Source organism: Stenotrophomonas sp. AR029 (assembly GCF_047520695.2).
Classification (GTDB): domain Bacteria; phylum Pseudomonadota; class Gammaproteobacteria; order Xanthomonadales; family Xanthomonadaceae; genus Stenotrophomonas; species Stenotrophomonas sepilia.
Genome location: NZ_JAXBQQ020000003.1, coordinates 180,313 through 192,855 on the forward strand (window position 1 = coordinate 180,313; position 12,543 = coordinate 192,855).

Below are 12,543 nucleotides of genomic sequence, written 5' to 3' on the forward strand. Positions count from 1 at the left end.
ATGAAGATGCGCCTTCTCACCGGGTGGCAAGCCCGGTTCCACCTGGTGTGCCTGCTGATGCTGCTCAGCGCGCTGGCCGCCGGCGCCTGGCCTAGCAGCGCCCACGCCCAGGCCCAGGTCTCGCCGTTGCCCAGCGAAAGCGTGGCGGTCGAGCCGTTGCACGATCCGGCCGCCAGCGCCGCTGCGCCGGCCGTGGCCGAAGCGGCCGCCGCCTATGATCGTGGCGACGTCGCCTGGATGCTTACCTCCACGTTGCTGGTGCTGCTGATGGTGGTGCCCGGTCTGGCCCTGTTCTACGGCGGACTGGTGCGTTCGAAGAATGTGCTGTCGGTGCTCAGCCAGATCCTGGTGGTGTTCTCGCTGGTGCTGCTGCTGTGGGTGGCCTACGGCTACAGCGCGGTGTTCAGTGCGGGCAATCCATTCTTCGGTTCGTTCACCGAATTCGCCTTCCTCAAGGGCTTCACGCCCGACTCGGTGGGCAACACGCCGATCAAGGGCCTGCCGGACTACCTGTTCGTCGCCTTCCAGTCGACCTTCGCCGGCATCACCACCGCGCTGATCGTCGGAGCCTTTGCCGAGCGCATCAAGTTCCGTGCGGTACTGCTGTTCTCGGCACTGTGGTTCACCCTCAGCTACATCCCGATGGCACACATCGTCTGGGGTGGCGGTTACCTGGGTGAACTGGGCGCGATCGACTTCGCCGGTGGCACCGTGGTCCATATCAACGCGGGCGTGGCCGGCCTGGTCGGCGCGTGGTTCGTCGGCAAGCGCCTGGGCTACGGCCAGACCGCGCTGAAGCCGCACAACGTACCGTTTACCTACATCGGCGCCATGCTGCTGTGGGTGGGCTGGTTCGGCTTCAATGCTGGTTCCGCCGCCGCAGCCGATACGGTGGCCTCGCTGGCCTTCCTCAACACCGTGCTGGCCACCGCTGCCGCGGTGCTCGGCTGGACGCTGGTGGAAGCGATCGGCAAGGGCAAGCCGTCGGCACTGGGCGCGGCCTCGGGTGCGGTGGCCGGCCTGGTCGGCATCACCCCGGCCTGCGGCACGGTCGGCCCGCTTGGCGCGATCGTGATCGGCTTCGTCGCCGGCGTGGTCTGCGTGTGGGGCGTGACCGGCCTCAAGCGCCTGCTCAAAGTGGACGACACGGCCGACGTGTTCGGTGTGCATGGTGTCGGCGGCATCGTCGGCGCGATTCTCACCGGCGTGTTCAGTGCACAGTCGCTGGGCGGTACCAAGGCCGATCTGGATATCGCCCATCAGGTGTGGGTGCAGGTGGTCAGCGTCGGCCTGACCGTGGCGTGGTCGGCGGTGATGACCGCGGTCATCCTGCTGGTGGTCAAGGTCGTGGTCGGCCTGCGCGTGACCGAAGAGGCCGAACGCACCGGCCTGGATGTGACTTCGCACGGCGAGTCTGCCTACGAGGCCTGATGCATGACGGGCGGCCCTGCGGGGCCGCCTTTTGCGTTTGGTCGGTGCCAGGCTTGCCTGGCACTGCTCCTGCTCTGGTGGGTGCCGACCGTTGGTCGCACGGCGGCATGCATCATCGCGCCTGATCGCGCACAATCGGGCCATGCACCCGATCCGCACGTCCCTGATGCTCTCGGCCTGCCTGCTGGTGGCCGCCTGCGCCTCCACGCCGCAGGAAACCCGCAACCCGCTCGCCACCTGGGTGCCGTCACCCAACCAGAACGCGCGCACGCCGGTCATCATCGTCATCCACCACACCGAGCAGAAATCGGTGCAGCAGAGCCTGCATACGTTGCGCACGGCCAACAGCGGTGGGCCGGTCAGTGCGCACTACCTGATCGGCGCCGATGGCCATCGTTACCAGCTGGTCGCCGATGAGCGCCGTGCCTGGCACGCCGGGGCCGGGCGCTGGGGCACCATCACCGATCTCAATTCGGCCTCGATCGGCATCGAACTCGACAACGATGGCCGCAGCCCGTTCAGTGCGGCACAGATCGAATCGCTGATCGTGCTGCTGCGTGATCTCACCACGCGCCTGAACATCCCGCCGCGCCAGGTGATCGGCCATGCCGACCTGGCGCCGACGCGCAAGCAGGATCCGAGCCGCTTCTTCCCATGGCAGCAGCTGGCCGAGGCCGGGTTCGGCGTGTGGCCGCGCGCGGCCGATGGTGCCGCACCGGAAGGCTTCGATGGGTGGAATGCGCTGGCCCGCTTCGGTTATCCGCTCGACAACCGCGAAGCCACCGTCGCCGCCTTCCACCGCCGCTTCCGTGGCCGCGACGACCTGCCGAAGACGCTGGATGCCGAGGACGCCCGCATCCTGCATTCGTTGCTGCTGCAGATGCCGTGACCCCGCGCATGAACGCTTGACCCCGCGCTGGGTTGCCGCCCAGCAGCCGGCACTCCACCATGGCGGCATGATCGATTCCGCTACCTTCTTCAAGCGCATGCACTGGACCCTGTTGGCAGCGGTGGTGCTCGCAGGCTGCTCCACCACCGCTCCGCGCGCAGGCTCCGAAGCGCCCGCGCCGACCTCGCCGCCGGCGGCCACTTACGCCAAGGTCGACTGGAAAGCCCTGCCCGCAGTCTCCGATGCTGATCTGCAGGCCGGCTTCGTGGCTTGGCGCAGCAGCTGCGCCCGCCTGAAGAACGACGCTGTCTGGGCCAAACCCTGCGCCACCGCCGCCGCGGTGTCAGACAAGGACCCGGCCGCGATCCGCCAGTTCCTGCAGCGCGACCTCGATGCCTACGCGCTACGTGCCGGTGGCCATCAGGCCGACGGGCTGATTACCGGCTACTACGAGCCGATCTACCCCGGCAGTCTTACCCGTACCGATAAGGCCACGGTGCCGGTGTACGGCACGCCGGATGATCTGGTGGTGGTGCAGCTGGAGAGCCTCTACCCGGAACTGAAGGGCAAGCGCCTGCGCGGGCGCGTCGAAGGCAAAGTACTCAAGCCCTATGACGACGCCGGCACCATCGCGGCCAAGGGCGCCAAGGCGCCGGTGCTGGCCTGGCTGACCGACCCCATGGACCTGCAGCTGCTGCAGATCCAGGGGTCTGGCCGCGTGCGCCTGGCCGATGGCAAGCAGGTGCGGCTGGCCTACGCGGAACAGAACGGCCACCCCTACCGTGCGATCGGCCGTTGGCTGGTGGACCAGGGCCAGCTGAAGAAGGAAGACGTCACCATGGACGCCATCCGCGCCTGGGCCCGGGCCCATCCCGCGCGCGTACCGGAACTGCTGCGCAGTAACCCCAGCTACGTGTTCTTCGTGCGCAACCCGGACAGCCCGGAGGGGCCACGGGGTTCACTGAACGTGCCGCTCACTGCGGGCTACAGCGTGGCGGTGGACCGCACCGTGGTGCCGCTGGGCAGCCTGCTGTGGCTTTCCACCACGCGCCCGGACGGCAGTCCGGTGGTGCGCCCGGTGGCCGCGCAGGACACCGGCGGCGCCATCGCCGGCGAAGTGCGCGCCGACCTGTACTGGGGCAGCGGCGATGCCGCCGGCAAGCTGGCTGGCGACATGAAGCAGAAGGGCAACATCTGGATGCTGTGGCCGAAGGGCGTGCCCCTGCCCAACTGAACCGGCAAGGGTTGGATCCCTTCCAAAGGAAAGGGCTCTGACCCCGGATGCCTGATAATGGCGCCATTCCGCAATTTCCGGCCGCGCCTGCGGCCAGGGCTCCTGCAATGACCTACGCAAAGCACACCGCAAAATCCGGCGCGAAATCGGCCGCAAAGAAGTACTACAAGCACTGGGCCGAATCGGGCCTGGGCAAGGGCAATGTGCTGATGGAAGCGCGCGGCGAGAAGATCGTGCGGCAGGTGGAAATCTACGGGACCAAGATGGTCTGGGCCGACGAGCATGCCCACAGCGACGACCGCTTCCTGCTGGCCGACCAGCCAGTGTCGTTCCTGGATTTCGACGAGGACGACGAAATTTCCGCGCGTGAATTCGAAGCCGCCTGGAAGAAGGCACGGGAAGCCACCGGCTACCCGGTGTAATCCCCCCGGCACCCGCCCTTGTAACGCCGAGCCTTGCTCGACGCCGCAAAAATCGGGCGCGTGAAATGTTATATGATTACATTTCACCGTATCCGCCCCTTCCCATGATGACTCCTACCCTGGTGGCCGCCCTCGCGGCCGCACCGTTCGCCCCTGAAGCCTTCGCACAGTCGGCCGACGCCGCGCTCACTCTCGGCAAGGTGCAGGTGCACCAGCACGGCGAAGGCCAGCTCAGTGCGCATCAGGTACTGACCTCGGTGGATGTCCTGGGTGCAGACCAGATCGAAAACCGCAACGTCTCGCACAGCTGGGAACTGCTCGGGCAGATGCCCGGCATCCAGCTCACCGAAACCCGGCAGGGCGCCGAATCGGGCAAGGTCAGCTTCCGCGCCTTCAACGGTGAGGGCTACCTCAATGCCATCAAGACGCTGATCGATGGCATCCCCAGCAACGTCAACAGCGGCAACCAGCGCTTCATCGACATGCTGTTCCCGCTGGATATCAGCTACATCGAAGTGGTGCGCGGTACCAACGACCCGCGCTACGGCCTCCACAACATCGGCGGCAACGTGAACTTCGGTACGCGCCAGGGGGGCAGCTACACCGATGCGCGCCTGGCCTACGGCAGCTACAACACCCGTGATGCGCAGGTGGCGATTGGCCGCGAAGCCGATGGCTTCGCGCAGAACTATTTCGTCGGCACCCAGGCCAGCGACGGCTACCGCGACCACGACACCTCGAAGAAATATTCGCTGGGCGGCAAGTGGTTCTACGGCTCGCTGGACGACGGCCTGCGCGTGGGCCTGACCGCCCGTGCGTACCACCACGAAGCCGACGAACCCGGCTTCATGACCGCCGACGAGCTGCGCACGCACCGCCGTGGCAGCGAGCTGCGCAACGGCAACGATGGTGATGACCGCGACATGCGCCAGCTTGCCGCGCACTTGGACATGAAATTGTCCGACGCACTCACCCTTGGCACGCGGCTGTACTACAACCGCTACGAAGACGACCGCCGCGTGACCTTCAGCGACCTGCCCACCGGCAACCTGCCGCGCCAGCGCCGCGTGTGGGACGAGCGGCAGCATGGCCTGCTCAGCACGCTCACCTGGCAGGCCAGCCCCGCGCTTACTGTCGAGGGCGGCCTGAACTACGAGCAGCAGGACAACGGCTACCTCCGCGAGCGCTACGCCTACGCCGAACCCACTGATTTCAGCCAGCCGCCGGCGCGGGTGCAGAACAACGATCGCCACAGCTTCGACAACTGGGGCGCCTACGTGCAGGCCGTCTACCAGCCCGTCGAGGCCTGGAAGATCGTGCCGGCCTATCGTATCGATCGCTTCAGTGGCAGCACGCACCTGATGAACGGCGTCAGCGGCCGCCTGCAGGACTACGGCAGCATCGGCCAGCCCAAGCTGAGCGTCATCCACAGCCTGGGCCAGACCACCCATGTCTACGCGAACTGGGGTCGCACCTTCCAGGTACTGACCGGCTCCACCGCACCGGCCTACCTCACCCCAGGGCAGGCACCGATGCAGCCGTCCACCAACACCGGCTTGGAGCTGGGCCTGAAATTCCAGCCGTTTGCCGGCAGCCAGGCACGCCTGGCGGTGTGGCAGCAGGACGCGGAAAACGAGGTGTCCAACATGCCGGCCACCGGCACCACGGTCACCCTGGGCAAGACCCGCCGGCGCGGCGTGGATGCGCAGCTGAGCCTGCAGCTGGGCGAAGACTGGACGGTGTGGGCGTCGCACGCCTACCAGGAAGCGAAGATCACCCGCGACGACCGCGATGCCAGCATTTCACTGCAGGGCCGCGAAGTGGCCGCCACCCCGCGCCATATCAGCAACCTGGGCGTGGATTACCGCGCCCGTGATGCGCTGCGGTTGGGCCTGCAGGCACGTGCACAGGGCGATTACTACCTGGAAGAACGCAACGTGGCCGGCAAGTTCGGTGGTTTCGCCGTGCTCGACCTCAGTGCTGCCTATCAGCTCACCCCGCGTTTCAGCGTGGACCTGCAGCTGAAGAACGTGACCGGCCGCGAGTACGCCTACGCCTGGTACGACAGCTTCTTCTGGGACAGCGCCCGCCCGATGTTCTCGCCGGCGCCGGGCCGCAGCGTGTTCGTCGGCCTGAACATGAAGCTGTAATCGGCCACGCACCCGGTAGTGGTCGAGCCTGCTCGACCTGCGGCAGGGGTCAGAGCCCTTTCCAGGCGGAAAGGGATCCGACCCCGGACCCCGCAGCGCATGCGGTCAGATCCCTTTCCGCGAGGAAAGGGCTCTGACCCCGAACCCCGCGTTTTGCACTACATTGGTGCAATGTCCGACCCCTCTCCCCCGCCGTCCCTCGATGCCCTGGGCACGCCGCTGGCCTGGGCCGGGGCCGATGGCTGCATCGCCGGCTGCAATCCGGCGTTCGCCCGCTGGCTGGGCGTCAGCGCCCGGCGACTGCTGGGTCGCCCATTGGCCGCGCTGGAAGTGCAGGGCGAGGCACTGGCCCATTTCCTGGCCCGCGATGAGCGCGACAGCCTGCGCCTGAACCGGCTGGCGCTGGCGGTGCCCGGCGAAGCGCCGCGCTTCGCCGAGGGCTGGATGAGCCGCCGCGACGATGGTGGCTGGCTGCTGGAGGCGCATCCGGTCGATGAATTCCCCGGGCTGGACCCGACCCAGGCCCTGCCCAGCGCGCTCAGCGCGGCGCTGAAGGGCTTGGCCCACGAGCTGCGCAACCCGCTGGCCGGGTTGAAGGGTGCGGCCCAGCTGCTGGCCCGGCGCGCCGCACAGCGCGAGGCCAGCGAACGCGAGCTGATCGAGCTGATCGGCTCGGAGATCGAACGTCTCAACGGCCTGCTCGACCAGCTGCTGTCGCCGGCCCCGGCCGCACCGCACGCCGAACTGAACATCCATGCCGCGCTCGAACGCGTGCTGCGCCTGGCCGAGAACGAGGCCGGCTGGGCGGTACGCCTGCAGCGTGACTACGACCCCAGCATTCCCGAATTCCATGGCGATGCCGACCGCCTCACCCAGGCGGTGTGGAACCTGGTGCGCAACGCAATCCAGGCCGGTGCCGGCAGCATCACCCTGCGCACCCGCGTGGAGCATGGCGTGCGCATCGCCGAGCAGCTGCACACGCTGGCGTTGCGCCTGGAGATCGCCGACGACGGCCGTGGCGTACCGGAGGAACTGGCCGAACACCTGTTCCTGCCCTTGGTGAGTGGCCGCGCCGAAGGCACCGGGCTGGGCCTGGCGCTCGCCCAGCAGGTGGCGCGCGAGCATCGCGGCACGCTGACCTACCGCTCGCGTCCGGGCCATACCGTGTTCACCCTGCTGTTGCCGATCGGCAACGGCGCCGCCCCGGCCGAGGAGGCCCCGCGCGATGTCTGAGTTCCCCACCACCGCGCAGCGCATCTGGGTGGTCGATGACGATCGTGCGGTGCGCTTCGTGCTGTGCACCGCGCTGCGCGAGGCGGGCTACCAGGTTGTCGATTTCGACAGCGCTGCGGCTGCCCTGCAGGCCCTGGGCGAAGGCGCGCCGCCGGCGCTGCTGTTCACCGATGTGCGCATGCCCGGCGACGATGGCCTGGTGCTGCTGGACAAGCTCAAGGCCGCGCTGCCGCAGCTGCCGGTGGTGGTGATGTCGGCCTATACCGATGTCGCCAGCACGGCCGGTGCGTTCCGCGGTGGCGCGCATGAATTCCTGTCCAAGCCGTTCGATCTGGACGATGCGGTGGCATTGGCGCAGCGGGTACTGCCGGCGGTGGCGCCCGCGCTGGCCGCTCCCAGCCCCGCCACCGAAGCGCCCAGCGACCAGCCGCCGCAACTGGTGGGTGATACGCCGCCGATGCGCGCGCTGTTCCGCGCCATCGGTCGCCTGGCGCAGGCACCGCTGGCGGTGCTGATCACCGGCGAGACCGGCACCGGCAAGGAGCTGGTGGCCAATGCCCTGCATCGCGAATCGCCGCGCGCGCAGGGTCCGTTCGTCGCGCTCAATACCGCTGCAATCCCATCCGAGCTGCTGGAAAGCGAGTTGTTCGGCCATGAGGCCGGTGCCTTCACCGGTGCGCAGCGCCGCCATATCGGCCGCTTCGAGCAGGCCAACGGTGGCACGCTGTTCCTTGACGAGATCGGCGACATGCCGCTGCCGTTGCAGACCCGGTTGCTGCGCGTGCTGGCGCAGGGCGAGTTCTTCCGCGTCGGTGGCCGCGAACTGATCCGCGTCGACGTGCGCGTGGTGGCCGCCACCCACCAGGATCTGGAGGGACTGGTCGCGCAGGGGAAGTTCCGCGCAGATCTGCTGCACCGCCTGGACGTGGTGCGCCTGCAGCTGCCGCCACTGCGCGAGCGCCGCGAGGACATCGCGCAATTGGCCAGCACCTTCCTGGCTGCCGCCGCACGCAAGCTGGATACGCCGCCGAAGCGCCTGACCGCCGCGGCCCTGCAGGCGCTGCGCGAGCACGACTGGCCGGGCAATGTGCGCGAGCTGGAGAACGTGTGCTGGCGGATGGCCGCGCTGGCCGCCGCCGACACCATCGGCGTGGCCGATGTCGATACCGCGCTGAACCGCGCGCGCGGGCGCCGCAGCAGTACCAGCGCAGCCGATCCGGGGCAGTGGGAAGCGCTGCTGGCCGAATGGGCGCGCCGTCAGCTGGCCGAAGGCGTGGAAGGGCTGCACGCGCAGGTGCGCGAGCGGGTCGACCATGCCCTGCTGGAGGCCGCGCTGCAGATCACCCACGGCCGCCGCGCCGAAGCCGCTGCCCGTCTCGGCCTCGGCCGCAATACCCTTACCCGCAAGCTGGGCGCCGGGCGCCGTCGCGGGGGCCATTGAACGGTCCCTGCACGCGATCCTCGCACCGGCTTGCCGAACCGTTGATCGTTCATGGACGATGCAATGCTTAGTGTCACCTGCAAGGAGTCTTCGATGCGTCTGTCCTTTGCCATCCTGCCGTTGTCCGCCGCCGTGCTGCTGTCTGCCTGTGGCAGTGCACCGAAGAAGGCCGAACCCACGCCGCCACCGCCGACCGTGGTCAGTGCTGCGAAGCAGGGCGAGGCCAATCTCGCGCCGGCCTCGGCCAGCATCGTCAGTGGCCGCATCGCGCTGATGGTGGAGCCCGGTGGCATCCACATCACCGGCCTGGTCGGTGGCCTGCAGCCGATGCAGCAGGCCGGCTTCCACATCCATGAGCGCGGCGACTGCAGTGCGGTGGATGCCAGCAGTGCCGGCAATCACTTCAATCCCGGTGGCGCTGCGCATGGCCGCGCCGGCACCGGCAAGCACCACCTGGGCGACATGGACAATCTGCGTGCCGATGCCCAGGGCCGCGCCAACGTCGATATCCACCTCAAGGGGGTTACCCTTGGCGGAGGCGCCGCCACCGATATCGCCGGACGCGCACTGGTCGTGCATGCCAACGCCGACGACTATCGCAGCCAGCCCGCCGGCAATGCCGGCGTCCGCATCGCCTGTGGCGTGATCCGGGTCGTCCGCTGATCACTGCAGGCATCATCGAGGGAGAGATTCCAATGCGTCTGATCCACACTTCGCTGTTTGCGGCCATCGCCGCGCTGGGCCTGGCGGCCTGCAGCCAGCAGCCCGCCGCGCCGCAGACTGAAACCCCGCCGGCCGCGCCGGCTGACGGCGCCACCACCGAGCCGGCTGCAGCGCCGGCACCGGCGGCTGCACCGACGGGCGATGCTTCGGCAACGGCCGAACTGGCACCGACCCAGGGCAACGAAACCAAGGGCAGCGTCACCTTCAAGGTGGTTGATGGCAAGGTCCACGTGACCGGCCAGATCACCGGCCTGAAGCCGGGCAGCGAACATGGCTTCCACATCCACGAGAAGGGCGACTGCAGCGCGCCGGACGGCATGAGCGCCGGCGGTCACTTCAACCCGGGCAAGCAGGATCACGGCAACGTCGCCACCGATCCGCACCACGGCGGCGACATGCCCAACATCAAGGCCGACGACAAGGGCGTGGCCACCATCGACGGCCCGGTGTCGAGCAACGTCAACATCGGCAAGGGTGATGACTTCGACATCATCGGCCGCGGCCTGATCGTCCACGCCGATGCGGACGACTACAAGACCCAGCCGACCGGCAATGCCGGCGCGCGCTTGGCCTGTGCGGTGATCCAGAAGGCCCCGTAAGAAACAAAGAACGCCGGCACAAGCCGGCGTTTTTCCTGATGGGTAGTGCCGGCCGCTGGCCGGCAATCACAGATCCGGAGGGTGCCGGCCAGCGGCCGGCACTACCCACAGATCACCCGGATCAGCGCGCCAGCAGTTCGCGCGCGTCCTGCCCGGCCTCGCAGTGCACGAACAGTACCGGCACGCCATGTGCTTCCAGCACCGCGGCCATCTGTCGCTGGCGCATCAGGAACTGCTCGTAGATGCCCTTCAGGCGATCGCAGTCGTTCTTGCTGTGGCTGTAGTGCGCGCACCAACCGGCCGGGTCGAACAGCGCCATGCGTGCTTCGCCATGCGTATAGCGCAGCAGCGGCTCGGGCGCGGCATTGAGCCACTCGTCCTCGCCCGGCGCCATGATCGCGGTCTCGATCAGCGGCCACAGTGCGGCCAGGCCCTGGTTGTCGTACTGCATCGACATCATCGCGGCCAGGTCGTTCACGGTGAAATAGCGCGCGTGCTCGATGCGGGCACCGAAGGTGTTCTGCGCCATCAGCGCGGTGTCGGCGTGCGCCATGCCGTTGGCCAGCAAGGTTTCTTCCAGCGCATCGGCGACCGCGCTGGTGGTGGCCACGTCGCTGCCGGTCAGCAGGAACGGCACCACGCGCAGGCCACCGCCCACCAGCGTGGCATCGGCCTGGAACGGCAGTGGCACGTCACCTTCGGCATCGGTACCGAAGGCCAGCAGGCGCGGGCCCTGGTTGCGGCCCGGGGCACGCATCTGCAGTTCTTCCAGGCGGCGATGGATCGGCCAGCCCGGACGCAGCACTTCGGCCGGGTCGAAATGCGCGGCGGCGAACACCAGGTCCAGCTCGGCCACCTGTGGCACCAGCTTGGCCAGGTCACGGCCGACGCGTTCGGCCAGTTCACCGGCCTGTTCAGCGCTGAGCACCGCCTGGCGGGGGATTTCGCCGCCGGCCAGTTCCAGGGCCAGCACGCCAAGGGCATTCATCGCGGGGTCGGGTTTGCTCATGGTTCCACGGTTGGCCCATCACAGGGCGGCAGCTACACTTGGCTCCATTATGCCTGCTCCGTCGTGCAGGCCATGTTGCAGACACCCTCATCCATGCCAGGTATCTCCATGCCCAACGCTCGTCCCGTCGCCATCCTCGGTGGCGTCCGCATTCCGTTCTGCCGCCAGAACACCGCGTATTCGGATGTCGGCAACCTCGGCATGTCGGTCCGTACGCTGGGTGCGCTGGTCGAACGGTTCGGCCTGCATGGCCAGCAGCTGGGTGAAGTGGCGATGGGCGCGGTGATCAAGCATTCCAGCGACTGGAACCTGGGCCGCGAAGCCACGCTGTCGTCCGGCCTGTCGCCGCTGACCCCGGGCATCACCCTGCAGCGTGCCTGCGGTACCTCGCTGGACAGCATCATCACCGTGGCCAACAAGATCGCGCTGGGCCAGATCGAATCGGGCATCGGCGGTGGTTCGGACACCACCTCCGACGTGCCGATCGTCTACGGCAAGAAACTGCGTGCACGCCTGCTGGCGGCCAACCGCGCCAAGAGCACCGGCGACAAGATCCGTGCGCTCACCGCCGGTTTCAAGTTCTCCGAGCTCAAGCCCGAGTTCCCGGGCGTGGCCGAGCCGCGCACCGGCAAGAGCATGGGCGACCACTGCGAGGACATGGCGAAGGAGTGGAACATCTCGCGCGACTCGCAGGATGAGTGGGCGGTGTCGTCGCACAAGAAGCTGGCCGCCGCCTACGAGCGTGGCTTCTTCAACGACCTGATCGCACCGTTCCGTGGCGTCGAGCGCGACAACATCCTGCGCCCGGACACCTCGCTGGAAAAGCTGGCCACGCTGAAGCCGGCGTTCGACAAGGTTTCCGGGCGTGGCACGCTCACCGCCGCCAACTCCACCCCGCTGACTGACGGTGCCGCTGCAGTGCTGCTGGCCAGCGAAGAGTGGGCACGCGCGCATGGCCATGAACCCCAGGCCTACCTGCGTGACGCACACGTGGCGGCAGTGGACTTCGTGCATGGCGAAGGCCTGCTGATGGCACCGACCATCGCGGTGCCGGAGATGCTCAAGCGCAACGGCCTGACCCTGCAGGACTTCGACATCTACGAGATCCACGAAGCCTTTGCCGCACAGGTGTTGTGCACCCTGCGTGCGTGGGAGAGCGAGGACTACTGCCGCAACCGCCTGGGCCTGGACGCGCCGCTGGGCCGCATCGACCCGGACAAGATCAACCTGCTGGGCTCGTCGCTGGCCACCGGCCACCCGTTCGCCGCTACCGGCGCACGCGTGATCGCCACGGCAGCCAAGCAGCTGGCCGAACGTGGCGGTGGCCGCGCACTGGTGTCGATCTGCACCGCCGGCGGCATGGGCGTGGTGGCGATCGTCGAGCGCTGATCGCATCCATCGGTGGGTGCCGA

11 protein-coding genes are annotated in these 12,543 nt (G+C 68.0%); 10 read left to right on the top strand and 1 reads right to left on the bottom strand.

What is annotated here, in order from left to right:
- From amt to ACM0PB_RS13085, 9 genes are all read left to right on the top strand, one after another.
- The gene (gene amt / locus ACM0PB_RS13045; RefSeq protein ID WP_065178700.1) at positions 1 to 1,431 is read left to right on the top strand and encodes an ammonium transporter; all 1,431 of its coding nucleotides are present in this window, start codon (positions 1 to 3) and stop codon (positions 1,429 to 1,431) included.
- Between the two features lie 142 nt (positions 1,432 to 1,573).
- Complete coding sequence (locus tag ACM0PB_RS13050; protein ID WP_053497808.1) at positions 1,574 to 2,320, top strand: N-acetylmuramoyl-L-alanine amidase; 747 nt, start codon at positions 1,574 to 1,576, stop codon at positions 2,318 to 2,320.
- A gap of 67 nt (positions 2,321 to 2,387) precedes the next feature.
- Positions 2,388 to 3,554: a murein transglycosylase A gene (mltA, locus tag ACM0PB_RS13055; protein WP_171956316.1), complete on the top strand. Its 1,167-nt coding sequence runs from the start codon at positions 2,388 to 2,390 to the stop codon at positions 3,552 to 3,554.
- Positions 3,555 to 3,661: 107 nt separating this feature from the next.
- Entirely contained in the window at positions 3,662 to 3,976 is a 315-nt protein-coding gene (locus ACM0PB_RS13060; RefSeq protein ID WP_005420957.1) for a hypothetical protein, read from the top strand.
- Positions 3,977 to 4,080: 104 nt separating this feature from the next.
- Positions 4,081 to 6,126 carry a TonB-dependent receptor gene (locus ACM0PB_RS13065; protein ID WP_235649686.1) on the top strand — a complete coding sequence of 682 codons (2,046 nt, stop codon included), beginning with the start codon at positions 4,081 to 4,083 and terminating at the stop codon, positions 6,124 to 6,126.
- 171 nt (positions 6,127 to 6,297) lie between these two features.
- On the top strand, positions 6,298 to 7,359 hold the full coding sequence (locus ACM0PB_RS13070; protein ID WP_005420952.1) for a two-component system sensor histidine kinase NtrB: 1,062 nt from the start codon (positions 6,298 to 6,300) through the stop codon (positions 7,357 to 7,359).
- Positions 7,352 to 8,800: a nitrogen regulation protein NR(I) gene (gene ntrC, locus ACM0PB_RS13075; protein WP_111127186.1), complete on the top strand. Its 1,449-nt coding sequence runs from the start codon at positions 7,352 to 7,354 to the stop codon at positions 8,798 to 8,800. Before ACM0PB_RS13070 ends, ntrC begins: the two co-directional genes overlap by 8 nt.
- A gap of 93 nt (positions 8,801 to 8,893) precedes the next feature.
- Complete coding sequence (locus tag ACM0PB_RS13080; RefSeq protein WP_049439225.1) at positions 8,894 to 9,463, top strand: superoxide dismutase family protein; 570 nt, start codon at positions 8,894 to 8,896, stop codon at positions 9,461 to 9,463.
- Positions 9,464 to 9,495: 32 nt separating this feature from the next.
- A complete protein-coding gene (locus ACM0PB_RS13085; protein ID WP_065195985.1) occupies positions 9,496 to 10,122 on the top strand; it encodes a superoxide dismutase family protein in 627 nt (208 codons plus the stop codon).
- A 121-nt stretch (positions 10,123 to 10,243) separates the two neighbouring features.
- On the opposite strand, the gene ACM0PB_RS13090 is transcribed toward ACM0PB_RS13085, so the two are convergent.
- The gene (locus ACM0PB_RS13090) at positions 10,244 to 11,131 is read right to left on the bottom strand and encodes a hypothetical protein (protein WP_065178704.1); all 888 of its coding nucleotides are present in this window, start codon (positions 11,129 to 11,131) and stop codon (positions 10,244 to 10,246) included.
- A 93-nt stretch (positions 11,132 to 11,224) separates the two neighbouring features.
- Between ACM0PB_RS13090 and ACM0PB_RS13095 the strand changes: the two genes are divergently transcribed.
- Complete coding sequence (locus ACM0PB_RS13095) at positions 11,225 to 12,520, top strand: acetyl-CoA C-acetyltransferase (protein WP_005420942.1); 1,296 nt, start codon at positions 11,225 to 11,227, stop codon at positions 12,518 to 12,520.
- The last annotated feature ends 23 nt before the right edge of the window (positions 12,521 to 12,543 follow it).

Excerpts from the sequence above, each read along its gene's own strand:
- amt (WP_065178700.1), top strand. The coding sequence starts at position 1 with ATGAAGATGCGCCTTCTCACCGGGTGGCAAGCCCGGTTCCACCTGGTG.
- ACM0PB_RS13050 (WP_053497808.1), top strand. The coding sequence starts at position 1,574 with ATGCACCCGATCCGCACGTCCCTGATGCTCTCGGCCTGCCTGCTGGTG.
- mltA (WP_171956316.1), top strand. The coding sequence starts at position 2,388 with ATGATCGATTCCGCTACCTTCTTCAAGCGCATGCACTGGACCCTGTTG.
- ACM0PB_RS13060 (WP_005420957.1), top strand. The coding sequence starts at position 3,662 with ATGACCTACGCAAAGCACACCGCAAAATCCGGCGCGAAATCGGCCGCA.
- ACM0PB_RS13065 (WP_235649686.1), top strand. The coding sequence starts at position 4,081 with ATGATGACTCCTACCCTGGTGGCCGCCCTCGCGGCCGCACCGTTCGCC.
- ACM0PB_RS13070 (WP_005420952.1), top strand. The coding sequence starts at position 6,298 with ATGTCCGACCCCTCTCCCCCGCCGTCCCTCGATGCCCTGGGCACGCCG.
- ntrC (WP_111127186.1), top strand. The coding sequence starts at position 7,352 with ATGTCTGAGTTCCCCACCACCGCGCAGCGCATCTGGGTGGTCGATGAC.
- ACM0PB_RS13080 (WP_049439225.1), top strand. The coding sequence starts at position 8,894 with ATGCGTCTGTCCTTTGCCATCCTGCCGTTGTCCGCCGCCGTGCTGCTG.
- ACM0PB_RS13085 (WP_065195985.1), top strand. The coding sequence starts at position 9,496 with ATGCGTCTGATCCACACTTCGCTGTTTGCGGCCATCGCCGCGCTGGGC.
- ACM0PB_RS13090 (WP_065178704.1), bottom strand. The coding sequence starts at position 11,131 with ATGAGCAAACCCGACCCCGCGATGAATGCCCTTGGCGTGCTGGCCCTG.
- ACM0PB_RS13095 (WP_005420942.1), top strand. The coding sequence starts at position 11,225 with ATGCCAGGTATCTCCATGCCCAACGCTCGTCCCGTCGCCATCCTCGGT.